This is a genomic window from Hyphomicrobium sp. MC1 (assembly GCF_000253295.1).
Classification (GTDB): domain Bacteria; phylum Pseudomonadota; class Alphaproteobacteria; order Rhizobiales; family Hyphomicrobiaceae; genus Hyphomicrobium_B.
Genome location: NC_015717.1, coordinates 564,561 through 577,963 on the forward strand (window position 1 = coordinate 564,561; position 13,403 = coordinate 577,963).

Annotated in this window: 17 protein-coding genes; 8 read left to right on the forward strand and 9 right to left on the reverse strand. The window is 59.9% G+C overall.

All coding sequences use genetic code 11. The features are described from left to right. Positions 1-81: 81 nt before the first annotated feature. Positions 82-753 carry a dienelactone hydrolase family protein gene (locus HYPMC_RS02575; protein ID WP_013946213.1) on the forward strand — a complete coding sequence of 224 codons (672 nt, stop codon included), beginning with the start codon at positions 82-84 and terminating at the stop codon, positions 751-753. 67 nt (positions 754-820) lie between these two features. On the opposite strand, the gene pyrE is transcribed toward HYPMC_RS02575, so the two are convergent. Next, entirely contained in the window at positions 821-1,399 is a 579-nt protein-coding gene (gene pyrE, locus HYPMC_RS02580; RefSeq protein WP_013946214.1) for an orotate phosphoribosyltransferase, read from the reverse strand. Between the two features lie 58 nt (positions 1,400-1,457). On the opposite strand from pyrE, the gene HYPMC_RS02585 reads away from it, so the two are divergent. The 4 genes from HYPMC_RS02585 to HYPMC_RS02600 all read left to right on the forward strand — a co-directional run bounded on the left by HYPMC_RS02585 (position 1,458) and on the right by HYPMC_RS02600 (position 5,977). Further along, positions 1,458-3,230 (forward strand): glycosyltransferase family 39 protein, encoded by a 1,773-nt coding sequence (locus HYPMC_RS02585; protein WP_013946215.1) that lies wholly within the window; start codon positions 1,458-1,460, stop codon positions 3,228-3,230. Positions 3,231-3,318: 88 nt separating this feature from the next. Further along, positions 3,319-4,020, forward strand: a complete 702-nt coding sequence (locus HYPMC_RS02590) for a TlpA disulfide reductase family protein (protein ID WP_013946216.1) — start codon at positions 3,319-3,321, stop codon at positions 4,018-4,020. Next, positions 4,020-4,922, forward strand: a complete 903-nt coding sequence (locus HYPMC_RS02595; RefSeq protein ID WP_013946218.1) for a formate/nitrite transporter family protein — start codon at positions 4,020-4,022, stop codon at positions 4,920-4,922. The genes HYPMC_RS02590 and HYPMC_RS02595 overlap by 1 nt, the downstream gene beginning before the upstream one ends. Before the next feature lie 71 nt (positions 4,923-4,993). Beyond that, entirely contained in the window at positions 4,994-5,977 is a 984-nt protein-coding gene (locus HYPMC_RS02600; protein ID WP_013946219.1) for an HAD family hydrolase, read from the forward strand. Between the two features lie 127 nt (positions 5,978-6,104). On the opposite strand, the gene HYPMC_RS24845 is transcribed toward HYPMC_RS02600, so the two are convergent. From HYPMC_RS24845 to HYPMC_RS02620, 4 genes are all read right to left on the reverse strand, one after another. After that, entirely contained in the window at positions 6,105-6,233 is a 129-nt protein-coding gene (locus HYPMC_RS24845; RefSeq protein WP_013946220.1) for a hypothetical protein, read from the reverse strand. A 190-nt stretch (positions 6,234-6,423) separates the two neighbouring features. Continuing rightward, the gene (locus HYPMC_RS24050) at positions 6,424-6,828 is read right to left on the reverse strand and encodes a hypothetical protein (RefSeq protein ID WP_155831157.1); all 405 of its coding nucleotides are present in this window, start codon (positions 6,826-6,828) and stop codon (positions 6,424-6,426) included. Between the two features lie 184 nt (positions 6,829-7,012). After that, positions 7,013-7,252 (reverse strand): hypothetical protein, encoded by a 240-nt coding sequence (locus HYPMC_RS02615; protein WP_041299629.1) that lies wholly within the window; start codon positions 7,250-7,252, stop codon positions 7,013-7,015. A 25-nt stretch (positions 7,253-7,277) separates the two neighbouring features. After that, positions 7,278-7,649, reverse strand: a complete 372-nt coding sequence (locus HYPMC_RS02620; protein WP_155831159.1) for a hypothetical protein — start codon at positions 7,647-7,649, stop codon at positions 7,278-7,280. 660 nt (positions 7,650-8,309) lie between these two features. Here HYPMC_RS02620 and HYPMC_RS02625 point away from each other — a divergent pair. Together HYPMC_RS02625 and HYPMC_RS02630 are read left to right on the forward strand one after the other, a co-directional pair. Beyond that, positions 8,310-8,852 carry an SgcJ/EcaC family oxidoreductase gene (locus HYPMC_RS02625; RefSeq protein ID WP_013946224.1) on the forward strand — a complete coding sequence of 181 codons (543 nt, stop codon included), beginning with the start codon at positions 8,310-8,312 and terminating at the stop codon, positions 8,850-8,852. An 83-nt stretch (positions 8,853-8,935) separates the two neighbouring features. Further along, the gene (locus HYPMC_RS02630; RefSeq protein WP_013946225.1) at positions 8,936-9,319 is read left to right on the forward strand and encodes a hypothetical protein; all 384 of its coding nucleotides are present in this window, start codon (positions 8,936-8,938) and stop codon (positions 9,317-9,319) included. Between the two features lie 2 nt (positions 9,320-9,321). Here HYPMC_RS02630 and HYPMC_RS02635 read toward each other — a convergent pair whose 3' ends face one another. From HYPMC_RS02635 to HYPMC_RS02650, 4 genes are all read right to left on the reverse strand, one after another. Continuing rightward, the gene (locus HYPMC_RS02635; protein ID WP_013946226.1) at positions 9,322-10,410 is read right to left on the reverse strand and encodes a 5-(carboxyamino)imidazole ribonucleotide synthase; all 1,089 of its coding nucleotides are present in this window, start codon (positions 10,408-10,410) and stop codon (positions 9,322-9,324) included. A 10-nt stretch (positions 10,411-10,420) separates the two neighbouring features. After that, a complete protein-coding gene (purE, locus tag HYPMC_RS02640) occupies positions 10,421-10,906 on the reverse strand; it encodes a 5-(carboxyamino)imidazole ribonucleotide mutase (protein ID WP_371199589.1) in 486 nt (161 codons plus the stop codon). 160 nt (positions 10,907-11,066) lie between these two features. Then, positions 11,067-11,456, reverse strand: coding sequence for a thioredoxin fold domain-containing protein (locus HYPMC_RS02645; RefSeq protein ID WP_013946228.1), 390 nt, complete (start codon positions 11,454-11,456; stop codon positions 11,067-11,069). A gap of 107 nt (positions 11,457-11,563) precedes the next feature. Next, positions 11,564-12,178, reverse strand: coding sequence for a DUF1007 family protein (locus tag HYPMC_RS02650; RefSeq protein ID WP_155831161.1), 615 nt, complete (start codon positions 12,176-12,178; stop codon positions 11,564-11,566). A 282-nt stretch (positions 12,179-12,460) separates the two neighbouring features. On the opposite strand from HYPMC_RS02650, the gene HYPMC_RS02655 reads away from it, so the two are divergent. Next, complete coding sequence (locus tag HYPMC_RS02655) at positions 12,461-13,396, forward strand: zinc ABC transporter substrate-binding protein (RefSeq protein WP_035575992.1); 936 nt, start codon at positions 12,461-12,463, stop codon at positions 13,394-13,396. Positions 13,397-13,403 lie beyond the last annotated feature (7 nt).

Here is a 13,403-nt window from a genome sequence, read left to right on the forward strand (position 1 = left end):
CACGTGCGTCGCCTCGGGCGTTGATCATCCGCGTTGCGATGCCTAAGAAAGGCGCGCCGGCAGAAACTGGAGCGTCAGAGCATGGGCACCCGTATTCCTTTCACACGTCCCGACGGCAAGACGGCCGAGGGTTACCTTTCGCTCGCAGGCACCGCGAATGCGCCGGGCGTTGTCGTCATCCAGGAATGGTGGGGACTGCAGGAACAGATCAAGGGTCTGTGCGATCGCTTTGCGCTTCTCGGTTACGATGCGTTAGCGCCGGACCTTTATGCCGGAACCGTTATTCCCTATCACGATAGCGAAGGCGCTTTGCGCGAGATGCAGTCGCTGAACTTCCTCGACGCATGCGATCAGGTTGTGCGCGGCGCAGCGCAGTTTCTGTTGAAGTCGAGCCCACAGGTTGCGGTGGCGGGGTTCTGCATGGGCGGTGCCGTTACGGTGCTGGCGGCGTGCCGCGTTCCGGAGTTTGCCGCGGCGGTTTCGTTCTATGGCCTGCCGCCGGATGCGGTCGCGAAGCCAGCGGATGTGAAAATTCCGCTGCAGGGGCATTTTGCAAACAGCGATGATTTCGTGACGCCTGAGAACGTCAATGCGTTCGAGGCGGGGTTGAAGGCGGCTGGCAAGGCGTTCGAGTTCTACCGCTATGATGCAAGCCACGCGTTCATGAACGAGCAGCGCTCCGTTCATGATCGTCACTGTGCCGAGCTTGCGTGGGAGCGCACGAGCGCATTTCTGAAGCAGAAGCTCGGGTAGGCTGGAGCTTCTGTGGCTTTAATGGCTGAGAGTTCCCTCATCCTCGGGTCGGCCCCGAGGATGACGATTACTTCTTGAAATCAGCCAGCGTTAGCAGCGGTTCGAAATTCAGGCCGGCGGTGGCGAAGGTTTCGGCTGCGCCGTCCAAGCGGTCGACGATGGTGATGACGCGCACGATGTCGGCGCCGGCCGCTTTCAAGGCGTCAGCCGCTTTCAAGGCCGAGCCGCCGGTCGTCGTGACGTCTTCGACGACGACGATTTTCTTGCCGGCCATGCTTTCGCCCTTCGCCAGTCCCTCGACCAGAGCTTGCGTGCCGTGTTCCTTGACCTGCTTGCGCACGAAGAATGCGGGCAGCTTTCGCCCTTCGGTAAAAGCAACGGCCGCCACGCTCGATGCAATCGGCACAGCACCCATTTCCAGGCCGCCAATGAGGTCGACGTCAGTACCTTCGAGCTGATCGAGGATCAGCGATGCGACCAGATAGGCCCCTTCGCTATCGAGCATCGTCGGTTTCATATTAAAGTAAAAAGTCGATGTTTTACCTGACGCGAGCTTGAATTCCGGCCCCTCCTGGAAGGACCGCGACTTAATGAGCTCGATAAGTCGCGCCCGGCGGGTGGCGCGGTCGGCCGATTTTCCTGGCATTCGGACAGAAGCCTTGCGTTTTGTCGTTCGGATGCGCAAACACCCGAGTTCCGAAGGCATGTCAAGTTTCGAGGGGGCAGAGGCAGTGGATCGCCAGCGCACGATGTGGACCTGGTGGGCGACTTTGACGGAGCGACCGTGGTTGCCGTCACTGGCGCTTCTGGCGCTGTGTGCCGTCGTCTATTTGCCGGGTCTCGTGCGCCTGCCGCCCGTCGATCGCACGGAAATCATTTGGTCGGAGACGACCCGGGCAATGGTCGACCGCGGCGACTGGACGAGCCCGCGGTTTGGCGACGTCGTGCACCAATATCGCCCGATCGGCACGTTCTGGGCACAAGGTGCGGCGCGATGGCTGGCGGGACCAGCGCATGATCGCGACATTACCGTCTATCGCATTCCGTCGTTTCTGGCGGTGACGTTGGCAGTCCTCGCGCTGTTTTGGCTGGCGCGCGGATTGGTTGGAGCGGAGACCGCGCTGATTGCGTCGGCGCTGTTTGCGGTTGCGCCGTTGACGGTGCTCGTCTCGCAACTTGCCATTGCCGAGGGGCTGTCGCTGTTACCTGCGACGGTGGCGATGCTGGCGCTCGCGCGCATTTATACCAATGAGGAAGAGCCGATCGGAACGGCGCTGCTGTTCTGGGTCGCGGTCGGTATCGGTATTCTCATTAATGCGCTTCTGGTTCCGATCCTTGTTCTGGCGACGCTGATCGCGCTTTACGTTTTTGATCGCGAACTATCTTGGCTGAAGCGGTTACGCCCGGTCCTTGGCGTGCCGATAGCGCTGGTGCTCGGCGCGCCCTGGTTGTTGGTGCGTGCGCATCAGGACGGCGTGGCGTTTTCGGGTCTGAGCTGGAGGGAGTTTCTTGCCGCGCTCGGCGGTGCGCAGGACATGAAGCTTCGCGCTTTTCCCGGCACGTTTGTTCTGGCGCTGTTGCTTGGTTTCATCCCTGGAACGATGCTGCTCGGTACCGCCGTCAAACGGTTCTGGGCCGAACGCGAGCAACAGCGATTGCCGCGTTTCCTGCTCGCCTGGGTCATCGGATACCTGATTTATCTCGAAGCGCTGTCATCGAAGCCCGGCACCTACATGGTGCAGACGATGTTTCCGGCACTGGCGCTCGCTGTGGCGATGGTCGTGACGAGTGAGCGGGGCGACGGCAAGCAGCCCGAATGGAGCGGCTTCTGGATCTGGCCGACCGCGCTCGCGGCGCTGCCGTTGGCGATTTTCGCAGCTATCTATGCCTTCGTCGGCGAGCTGCCGGGCCTTGTCGCCATGGTCCTTATCGCCATCATCGCGTCGCTCTTCATCTGGACCGGCCAGCTTGGCCGTGAGGGGCATTTGCGGCGCTGGGCCGCGGTGGGCGTTTCCGCGCTCGGACTGTTCGGAGTGACGCTGCTGGGCGTCGTGCTGCCCAGCATCGACAGGATCTGGCCGGCGCAGATGATCGCGACGGCCATTGCCGCCTGTCCGAAGCAGGATGCGGTCATGATCGGGTATCGCGAACCGTCGGGCCGGTTTCTTCTCGACATTCCGCCCGACCGGCAAACGCCGGATGCATTGGCTGAGCGTTTTGCAGCCAATACACCGACGTTGTCGATTGTCGAAGACCGGTGGGCGAAACGGACGAACTGGGCGCTTCAGTCAAAATCGCAAGAACGCCTGGCGCAGCCCACGGGATGTGTTTCGGCTTACAACGTGATGCGCGGCTGCCCGCTCTATTTTCGCATTTATTCGCCTAACCCCGCGGAACCCTGCACCATGCCGGCGGCGTTTTCCTGTTCCGAGAAGACGGCGCCTATCGGCTTCGAGAAATCAGGCGACTGCGACTGAAGTACCGAATATCCGGGCCGGAAGCCCCTGCGCAGAGGGCGGCTGCGGTGTTATATAACCGACAGATCAACCGAGGATTGTTTCAAAAATGTTCAACCCGGAACGCCCACCCGAGATTGTCGCCCAGCGTTGGCTGAACTCGGATTCAAAGCGCACGTTGAAAGCCGAGAAGGGCAAAGTCATCGTCGTTGCCGTTTGGCAGCTCGTCTGTCCGGGCTCGCAGAAATTCGGCCTGCCGCAGGCGATGCGCCTGCGCGGAGCGTTCGAAGAGAACGAAGTGGCGGTCTTTGGACTTCACATGCCGTTCGAGCGGCTCGACGAGCAGACGCCGGAGAAGGTCGAAGCCTATCTGAACGAGAACGGCATCACCATTCCGGTTGCGCTCGACAAGCCGAACGGCGACGGTTTGCCGGAGACGATGAAGGCCTATGAACTGCAAGGCACGCCTGCGCTGCTGCTGTTCGATCGGCAGGGGCGCCTGCGCCGGCACTATCTCGGTGCGGTCGATGATTTTCGCCTTGGCGCCGAAGTGATGGCGCTGTTGATCGAGGATAAGGACAGCCCGCGCGAGATGTCGATTGCACTCGAGCGCAAGCTTGCGGCGGCGCTCGTCGATCCGGAAGCGCATCACCATCATGAGCATGGCGACGAATGTGGCTGCGGACACGATCATAGCCACGACCATGGACATGACCATGATCACCATCATCACGGGCATGATCACGACCACGATCATGGCGTTGCGCACGGGCTTCCTGGCCATGTGCATGGCCCGGATTGCAAGCACTGATGGCAGCTAAACCTCCGAAAGACGAGGTGGAGACCGCGCAGGAGGAAAAACCCTCCAAATCGAACGATCCGTCGCCGGGCTCCGGACTTAGCCGCAAGGAGAAGCAGCAGGTCCGCGAAGGCGTGCGCCATCGCCCGGCGGTCGTCTATGAGATCATCCGCGTGCAGGGCGAGATCGAGCTTCGGCGGCCGGTTTCGGCGCTGTGGTGGTCGGGCGTGGCCGCGGGCATTTCGATCGGCTTTTCGTTTCTGACGGAAGCGGCGATTGCCGCGCATCTGCCCGCAGGTGGATCGAGCGAGGTTATTGCCAAGCTCGGATATGCCGTCGGCTTCCTGATTGTCATTCTCGGGCATCAACAGCTTTTTACCGAAAACGTGCTGACGGCCGTTCTGCCGATCATGGCGCGCAAGCAGCTGCACTGGGTTTTGCGGATGGTGCGCCTGTGGGGCATCGTGCTCGCGGCGAACATCGTCGGCTGTTTGATCTTCGCGATGGCGATGGCCTTCCTGCCGATCGTGCCGGCCGCCGTCGCGACGGCGATGAGCGAGATCGTCGGCAGGGTCATGGCCAATACACCTGGCGAGATGTTCGCCAAGGGCATCGGCGCGGGGTGGATCATCGCGGCGCTCGTCTGGATCTTGTCATCGACGGAGCACGTCGAGTTTCTGATCATCACTCTGCTGACGTATCTAATCGCGCTGTTCGGCTTTACGCACATTGTCGCCGGAAGCGCGGAAGCGATCTACGGCGTGCTGACGGGCACCACGACGCTTGAGAATGCGGTGTTCCGTTTCTTCATGCCGACGCTGGCAGGCAATGTTTTTGGCGGTACCGTTCTGTTTTCGGTGCTGAGCTACGCGCAGGTTCGCGAGGAAATCTACGCCGATCCGGACGGGAAATAGCCGTCCGACTTTCTTGTGCCACCCGAATCACGTTTCTCTCCGCTCTACAAGTCGAGAGCGGAGAGAGGCTCATGGTCGAGCGGGTTGGTGGAAGGCAGGGGAACGGCGTAGCCGGGCGGCTTGCGGAACGCGAGACGAATGCGTCCGGGAAAAGCCCTCCACGCGCGCGAGCCAAGGCCGCCGCGACCGGTCGGCTCCGCGAAGCAGAGTCGGCCACGGCAAACAAGAAAGTCATCGCGCTGGTCTATGACTTCGACGGCACGCTGTCGCCGAAGCCGATGCAGGAATATGCGTTCCTACCGAAGCTCGGCATCGAGCCGAAAGAGTTCTGGTCCGAGTGCACGCGCATCGCCAAGGCGGAGCGCGCCGACGCCCTGATCACTTACATGCACCTGATGTACAAGAAGGCGAAGGAGAAGAACGTCCGCATCGATCGCGCCGATCTCGTCGCCCAGGGCAAGACGGTCGAACTGTATCCCGGCGTCGAGGCATGGTTCGACGCGATGCACGCCTATGTGAAGAAGCGCGCGGGCGACGCGGAAATCTCGGTGAAGCATTATCTCGTGTCGTCAGGGCTGACGGAGATCATCGAGGGCACGAAGATTTATCGGCACTTCGCCAACGTGTTCGCGAGCGAATATTGGTTCGACGCTTACGACCTGCCGTTTCCGAAGCGCGTGATTTCCGATACCGGCAAGACGCAGTTTCTGTTTCGCATCAACAAGGGCATCGAGGATCTCGGCCGCAGCATCAACATGCACATGCCCGAGGAGGAGCGGCCCATTCCGTTTTCGAACTTCATCTATTTCGGCGACGGCGACACGGACGTGCCGTCGATGGCGCTTCTGAAAAAGAACGGCGGCCACGCGATTGCGGTGCACGGGGCGGACGAGAGCGAGACGAAGTGCATCGAGCTTTTCAAGGCCGGGCGCTGCGATTTCTACGCCAGCGCCGATTACCGCAAAGGCTCCGACTTATGGAAGCGGACGTGCCTGCTTCTTGATCGCATCATCGCGGATGTGAAAGTGCAGGAAGAGGCGCGGGGGTTGGGTTAGGAAACCTCTCTTCGTCATCCCGGCGAAGGCCGGGATCCAGCCAAATATTGAAAAAATTAGAAATCGATTGGCTTGCCTGGACCCCGACCTGCGTCGGGGTGACGGTGTTGAGTTTTGACTACTTCAATTAACGCCCCTCGATCTTGATGCCCGGCAGATCGACTTTCACTTTCGTCTGGTTCGCGTCCCAGAGGAGATAGCCGAGGACGACGACAGCGACGGCAAGTATTCCGATCATGACTGATTTGGTGTCCACAGGCTGCGTCTCCTGAAGCTTTCTGATTTCAACCGTTGACGCATCAATCGCCTTGGCGGCGGTGTGGTGTCAAGTGCGCGGCGTGACGATCGTTTTTCTCGACGGCTTCTGTTGCGCGCAAACAAAAACGGCCCCGTGCAAGGGCGGGGCCGTCGAAACTTTCGTGTGTGCTTCGCACGTTCAGATTACATCAGTAGCAGACCCACACGAAGCGGCCATAGTACGGCGACCAGCGCCAGCAGGTGCCAACACCGTAGGCCCACCAGCGGCCACCCCAATAACGGCCGCGACCACCGTACCAGCGACCACCGCGCCAGTAACGGCCACCACGCCAGGCACGGCCACCGCGCCAGTATCGTCCGCCGCGCCAGGCACGCCCGCCGTTCCAGTGGCGCCCGCCGCCGCGGAAATGCCGTCCGCCGCGGAACCCGCCACCACGAAATCCGCCACCGCCTCGTCTCACTTGGTCGATGCCGTTGTGCTCAGCCGCTTGCGTGCGGAGAGCCGAGTTTGCGAAATTTGGTTGAGCTTCGGCAATGAGCGGCATCGACAACGCCGTCATCATCGCCATCACATATACAATTATGCGTCTCATTGTGGCTCCTTGGTTTTATTTGGGGCGCAATCGAAGTGACCAAGGCTGATAAGACCGGTGATCGCTCAACGGCGTTTATCCGCCGTAGTTCTTTAAATTTAATAGCACGATTACCTCGGGCTGAATGCGCGAGTGTGTAAATCGAGCGGCCGATTTCGACGTGAATTTCGTTAAGAAAATATCGTCATTGCAGCGCGATATGATGTTGTGATGCATCAAATTCCGAATAAGCGGCGAAGGAAGCCACGACTGGCGCGGGCTGCCGCTTCTTTCCGGCGCCGCTCAACAAAGTCACGGCGATGATCTCGCAGTTCGAGAAAGACCTTGATCTCGATATGTGGTGAATGGCCGGTACAGGTCGCTCATCATAGTGGCGCGAAAAAAAAAAACGGCCCTGCGTGAGCAGGGCCGTCGAAACGTTCATGCGTGCTTCGCACGTTCAGGTGACGTCAGTAGCAGACCCACACGAAGCGGTCATAGTACGGCGACCAGCGCCAGCACGAACCGACGCCATAGGCCCACCAGCGTCCACGCCACCAGCGACGGTGACCATGCCAGTGGCCGCGACGCCAATGACGTCCCGCCCAGTGACGACCGCCACGCCAATGGTGACCACGCCAATGACCACGATGGCCCCAGTGGCGTCCGCCGCGGAAGTGATGGCCGCGAAAACCGCGATGGCCGCGGAAGTGATGACCGCCGCCATGATGTCTGCCGAAGTGGTGACCGCCGCCGTGATGGCCTCCGTGTCTCGCTTCGGCGATGACCGGCACTGCCATGGCCGTCATCAACGCCATCACGAATATGATTATGCGTTTCATTGTGGCTCCTTGGGTATTTTTCAGGGGTGCGACTGAAGCGTCGTATACCGACATGATCGGTATCCGCTCAACGGCGTTCATCCGCTGCAGTTCCACAAAACGGATGCACGATTAACTGGGGATGAACCGCAGTGGGAAAATGCACGTGATGCGACGGATTCCGGCTGCGGGTCCGTTATGCAAAATCCCGGAATTTTATGTGCATCGCGAAGCTGTGTGCTGCATCAGATACCAAAGAGCCGACGGAAGGAACCGCGATTTGCGCCGCCGCTAAAGGTGCATTCAGAGCCTCTCGTCGGGAGTGAAATTTCGTCATGGCTCGTCGGTCTGCGCTTGGATGGGAGCGCCCGTCAAAGGCATGCAACGGCTGTGCAGCTGCGTCTTATGGTGCGCATGTCGACCGAGTTCGACCGAAGCTGGAGAAAATCGCAATCATGGCCGTCCGAAAGTGCAATTGAAACGATAGGGCTCGCGCCGTCGAAACATACTTGCGAACTGACGTCATCGGCATCTGCGTTTAAAAATAAACTCAAATGCAGGAAATTGATTTAGCGCAGTGTAGTAAGGGTTTGTGCAGCGTACCTAAGGCATGAATAGCCGATTACGGTCAGGAAATCGCGACGGGGATAGCCTTCGAGGGAAGGATAGGGACGTATCGCCATGATCTCTTCGCTGCCCATAGATACCATCACAAGGTCCATTGTTTTTCGCTTTGCCATGACGGCTTTCGTCGCGGCCGCGCTTCTTATTCCGCGCGCGGTTCACGCCGACGAATTGGATTGCACCACGCCGACGCCGCAGGTGATTTCGCAATTGTTCGATAGCTGGAATTCGGCTGTCGCGTCCGGATCAGCGGACAAGCTTGCAAATTTCTATGCGGATGATGCGACGTTGATCCCCGCGAAAGCGTCGGCCCCGCTGGTCGGAAAAGACGCCATTCGGAATTTTTACGCCGGACTGCTCGCCCGGCATCCGCAGCCGGTCGTTGTCAAGATGACTGTGACGCCGGGATGCAATTCGGCTGTCGCGAGTGGCTTCATTCTCTATCGCGTGACCGGTGCTCGTAAGGGCACGCGCGATTTGTTGGGTGGGCCGTTTGCCGCCGAGTTCGCGCTGCAGAACGGGAACTGGCGGATCGTGAAGCATACGCTCGGCGGCGACGAGAGAAAGCTCGATCAGCCGCTTGAAAGCTCAATGCTTTAACGGCCGCATCGCCCCGCTTGCTGTGCGTGTAACGCACTCGTTGCTCCATGCGAATGCCTTTCAAGGCTTTGCATGGAGCGGACATGAACGTCACGACGCGCTTTCTTTCACAATCCGCTGCGCTCCTTTATGCCGCGTGGGGCGCGTTTCACATTTATGTCTCGTGGCAGATCATGATGCTGGCGCTCGATGAGCATGGCATCGCGCAAGGGCGGTTGTTGCAGCTCGCGGCCTATATGCTGTCAATCTCACTGTTTGCAATCGTCGTTGCGTTGTGGCGCGTGGCGAAGAACGATCGATTAGGATTTTGGCTCAATCTTGCGGTCGTCGGCTGGGCAGATGTGGTCTGGGTGCTGGTCGTGGTGCTACCCGGTTACGTCCCGCTCGGTCGCGGATTGGCGCCGCCGGCGGTGTTCGTGCTTGCCGCTATTCTATCGACGATTGCGTATCGGCGCCGCGAAGGCTGAGTCTACTTCTTCGGGAGCAGACGATTGACGTGGCCCATCTTGCGGCCGGGGCGCGCTTCCTTCTTGCCGTAGTGATGAAAGAACGCGCCGGGTTCGGCTGCGATCTTTTCCCAGGCAAGAATATCGTCGCCGATGAGGTTGATCATTTCGGCGGCGGGCGCTTTCAGGCTCGTTGAGCCGAGCGGCCAGCCGGCGACGGCGCGGATGTGCTGCTCGAATTGCGAAGTCAGTGCGCCATCCATCGTCCAGTGGCCGGAATTGTGCACGCGCGGCGCCATCTCATTGACGTAGAGGTGGTCGCGGCCGTTTTGAGCGACGAGGAAAAACTCGATCGCGAACACGCCGACGTAATCGAGCCTTTCAGCGATCTTCTGCGCGATGGTGACGGCCTCAGAGGCGACGTCGGGCGCAAGCGCTGCAGGCGCGAGCGACCGGTGCAGAATGTGATTTCGGTGCTCGTTCTCGGTGACGTCGAAGGCCTTGAAGCTGCCATCGATGGCGCGGGCAGCGACGACCGAAACCTCGGCCCGGAAATTGACGAAGCTCTCCAGAATCGACGGCTGATCGCGCATGGCGGCCCACGCACTTTTGGCGTCCGCGCGCGTCAAGATTTTCGCTTGGCCTTTGCCATCATAGCCGAAGCGGCGTGTCTTCAGAACGGACGGAATGGTGAAGCCGTTGTCGAGCGTTTTTGCGAGATCGGCGAAGCTGTCGATGGCCGCGAACTCTGCCGTCATCGCGCCAAGCTCACGCGCGAGCGATTTCTCGTTCATGCGGTCCTGGGCGCAGGCGAGGGCCTTGGCGCCGGGCCGAACGGGAATGCGCGTCGACAGGAATTCGACCGTGTGTACGGGAATGTTCTCGAATTCGTAGGTCGCAACGTCGATCGCGCTTGCAAATTTGGCGAGCTGCGTTTCGTCTTCGTACGCCGCGACCGTGTGTGCGGCGGCGACGTCGAACGCTGGGCTATCGGCTTCGGGCGCGTAGATGTGCGACTTGAGGCCGAGGCGAGCGGCTGCGAGGGCAAGCATGCGGCCCAATTGTCCGCCGCCGAGAATGCCGATGGTCGAGCCGGGAGGGAATGCAGTCATTGCGTGGTCTTCAACCCTGAACGGGTGTCTCGGCGACATCGGCCGAATGCTGTTTGCGCCAGTCTTCGAGGCGCTCTGCCAGGGCGGGATCAGAAAGTGCCAGGATTTCCGCGGCGAACAGTCCCGCGTTCTTGGCGCCCGCTTCGCCGATGGCGAGCGTGCCGACAGGAACGCCCGCCGGCATCTGCACGATCGAATACAGACTGTCCTGACCTTTAAGCGCTTTCGATTCCACTGGCACGCCCAATACCGGCAGCACCGTCATGGCGGCGGCCATGCCGGGCAAATGCGCGGCGCCGCCGGCCCCGGCGATGATGACCTTCAAGCCAGCAGCTTTGGCACCCTTGGCGTAGCTATAGAGACGGTCCGGCGTACGGTGGGCGGAGACGATCTTGGTCTCGAAAGAAACGCCCAGAGCCGTCAAAATATCGGCGGCATGCTTCATCGTCGGCCAGTCTGACTGGCTTCCCATGATAATGCCGACGTGTGGCCTGATCCGGCTCATGATGGCGTCCAAAGCCCCCGAAAACGGAAACCGCGTCGGTACAGGAGCGAGCCCGAGTTTACAAGGGTTTTGGGCACCGATACGTGGGGAATTCGAAATGAAAAGGCCAATTGCATGGGCTTTTGGCTGCTTGGGCGACGTTTGGGCGCTTTTAGGGGGCTGAAGCCAGCAGATAGCTGATCGAGTGAAAGAAGTTCTCCGGGCCGATGTAGCCGGAAATCCGGCCGACTTCGGTATGTGATTTGACGACCACAAATGTCGGCACGATGTCGACGCCGGATTTGAAACTCAGATGGACGGCGGCGATATCGTTAATATCGACGAAGCGCACCGGCAGATCCTTGGCCTGAGACGATGCCTGGTAGGCCGGCAGCACGTCGCGGCGGAAAAGCTGGCAGTAGATGCAGCCCTCGGCTTCGACGACGACGAGTTCGAATGCGCCGTTCGGAATGGCAGCTTCGGTATCGATGTCGGCGCGCGAAATCGTAACGGGTGCGAGCATCAGCACGACGAAAAGCAACGTGCGAAGGGCCGTACGCATTTGATGTCACCTCGCGGTCCGCAAGAAGACATCCTTTCTAAGTCATTAATGCCTCTGCGGCTGAGGAATCTCGCCGGTTCGTTAACCGCTGTGCCAAAGCTGGACGGTCAGGATTTCTTGCAGGTGATCGCCACGGTTTTGTAGGAGCCGAAACCGACGACGCCGGCGCCGAACTGTTGCGCCATCGCGGCGCCGAGCTTCTGGGCCTGCGCGTCGGTCTTTTCCGCATCGGGATCGAGCAGCGTCGCCGCGCAGCCAGCGGGCGCTGATGCAAGTTTGACGGCGTCCGTTTTCTCTGGCTCGAAGTCGATGAAGTAGGAGGGATCGAAGACGGCGAATGTCAGGCCCTCGGCATCGGCAAGGACGGGCTTCGCCAGCGACAGGTGGAAGTAAAGGCGGAGGACACCGTTGGTGTATTCGAGGTGCGCTTGGGTCGGCGGCGAGAACGCCAATTGTTCTTCGCCGAGCTTGGCCACCGTGAAGTAGTTGAACTCTTTGAGGCCATCCATGTTGACCTTCAGCAGCGGCTCAAGCTCGTGCTGGTCGTATTTGCCGTCGTTGTTAGTGTCGAGACCTTCGAGCGCCATCGCCGCATAGGAATCGTCGAAGCTCCAGACATGGTCGACGCCCGTAACGGTGCCGTTGTCGTAGTCGACCGTCATCTCATATGTGATCCACATATGAGGATGCGCAGAGGCCGGTATAGAGAAAGCGAGGAGCATTATCGCGGCGGCCGCGAGGCTGAGACATTTATTGAACGACTTATGCAAGATCGGCCCCAATTCCTTTGCTCCGCATTACGCGCGATTCTCGGAGTGCGTTTCATACGAAACGCACATTGAACGTGGCGAGATTGCGACGCGCTGCGCTATTTGGCGGGTATAGGCCAATTCGCCGGTGCGGTTGCATGCCGACGGCGATGGTTATATTATATCCTTTTACTCGGCAGGATGGTGGGAATGAAGCGTTCAGCGGCACGATGTTTCGGTTTTTTGGCGGCCGCGATGACAAGCGCTACGGCCGCTGTCAGCGCTGCCGACGCGCCGAAGGTCGTCGTGACGATCAAGCCCGTACATTCGCTTGTGACGCGTCTGATGGACGGCATCGGGACGCCGCAGCTTATCGTCGAAGGATCGGCATCGCCGCATACGTTCACGCTCAAGCCGTCGACAGCGCGGGCTATCAACGAAGCGGATATTTTCGTTCGTGTGTCGGATACGCTGGAGCCGTTTACGCGCAAGATCGTGACGACATTGCCGTCGAACGTCAAAGTGGTGACGCTTGCGGGCGCAGATGGCGTGACGCTGCTGGATCAACGCGAAGGCGGCACGTTCGAGAAGCATGAGCACGAGCATGAGGCGGACGCGCACGATCATGAGGAAGCAGGCGCTGCCGATCACGATGATCATGATGAGGACGGAGAGGATGGGCATCTCTGGCTCGATCCGTCGAACGCCAAGGCCATTGCGGCCGACATCGCGAAAGCGCTCATTGCGCGCTATCCTGAGTACGCGAGCAAAGTGAAAAGCAACGAGGCGGCGCTCGATGCCGATCTCGATACGCTCGACCATGACCTTTCGAGTGAAATGAAAGGGGCGCAAGGCAAGCCCTTCATCGTCTTCCACGACGCGACGCAGTATTTCGAACATCACTTCGGGCTTCACGCCGTGGGATCGATTACGGTCAGCCCGGACGTGCCGCCGAGCGCAAAAAGACTGACGGAGGTTCGCAGCAAGATTTCGTCGCTCGGTGCAGTCTGTGTTTTTACCGAACCGGAGTTCCAGCCAAACCTTGTTGCTGCGGTTACCGAAGGGACGCATGCCCGTTCGGGGACGATCGACGTCGAAGGGCAATTGCTGACGCCGGGGCCGAAGCTCTACTTCGATCTGATGCATGGCGTCGCGCGCAATCTGTCTAGCTGCCTAACCGCGCCAAGCTGAGAGTCAG

Bases quoted from the DNA above. Each gene is read 5' to 3' on its own strand.
- HYPMC_RS02585 (WP_013946215.1), top strand. From the start codon at position 1,458: ATGTCAAGTTTCGAGGGGGCAGAGGCAGTGGATCGCCAGCGCACGATG.
- HYPMC_RS24050 (WP_155831157.1), bottom strand. From the start codon at position 6,828: ATGAGACGCATAATTGTATATGTGATGGCGATGATGACGGCGTTGTCG.
- HYPMC_RS02615 (WP_041299629.1), bottom strand. From the start codon at position 7,252: ATGAACGTTTCGACGGCCCTGCTCACGCAGGGCCGTTTTTTTTTTTCG.
- HYPMC_RS02625 (WP_013946224.1), top strand. From the start codon at position 8,310: ATGATCTCTTCGCTGCCCATAGATACCATCACAAGGTCCATTGTTTTT.
- HYPMC_RS02590 (WP_013946216.1), top strand. From the start codon at position 3,319: ATGTTCAACCCGGAACGCCCACCCGAGATTGTCGCCCAGCGTTGGCTG.
- HYPMC_RS02650 (WP_155831161.1), bottom strand. From the start codon at position 12,178: ATGCTCCTCGCTTTCTCTATACCGGCCTCTGCGCATCCTCATATGTGG.
- HYPMC_RS02600 (WP_013946219.1), top strand. From the start codon at position 4,994: ATGGTCGAGCGGGTTGGTGGAAGGCAGGGGAACGGCGTAGCCGGGCGG.
- pyrE (WP_013946214.1), bottom strand. From the start codon at position 1,399: ATGCCAGGAAAATCGGCCGACCGCGCCACCCGCCGGGCGCGACTTATC.
- HYPMC_RS02620 (WP_155831159.1), bottom strand. From the start codon at position 7,649: ATGAAACGCATAATCATATTCGTGATGGCGTTGATGACGGCCATGGCA.
- HYPMC_RS02630 (WP_013946225.1), top strand. From the start codon at position 8,936: ATGAACGTCACGACGCGCTTTCTTTCACAATCCGCTGCGCTCCTTTAT.
- HYPMC_RS02595 (WP_013946218.1), top strand. From the start codon at position 4,020: ATGGCAGCTAAACCTCCGAAAGACGAGGTGGAGACCGCGCAGGAGGAA.
- HYPMC_RS02575 (WP_013946213.1), top strand. From the start codon at position 82: ATGGGCACCCGTATTCCTTTCACACGTCCCGACGGCAAGACGGCCGAG.
- HYPMC_RS02655 (WP_035575992.1), top strand. From the start codon at position 12,461: ATGACAAGCGCTACGGCCGCTGTCAGCGCTGCCGACGCGCCGAAGGTC.
- HYPMC_RS02645 (WP_013946228.1), bottom strand. From the start codon at position 11,456: ATGCGTACGGCCCTTCGCACGTTGCTTTTCGTCGTGCTGATGCTCGCA.
- HYPMC_RS02635 (WP_013946226.1), bottom strand. From the start codon at position 10,410: ATGACTGCATTCCCTCCCGGCTCGACCATCGGCATTCTCGGCGGCGGA.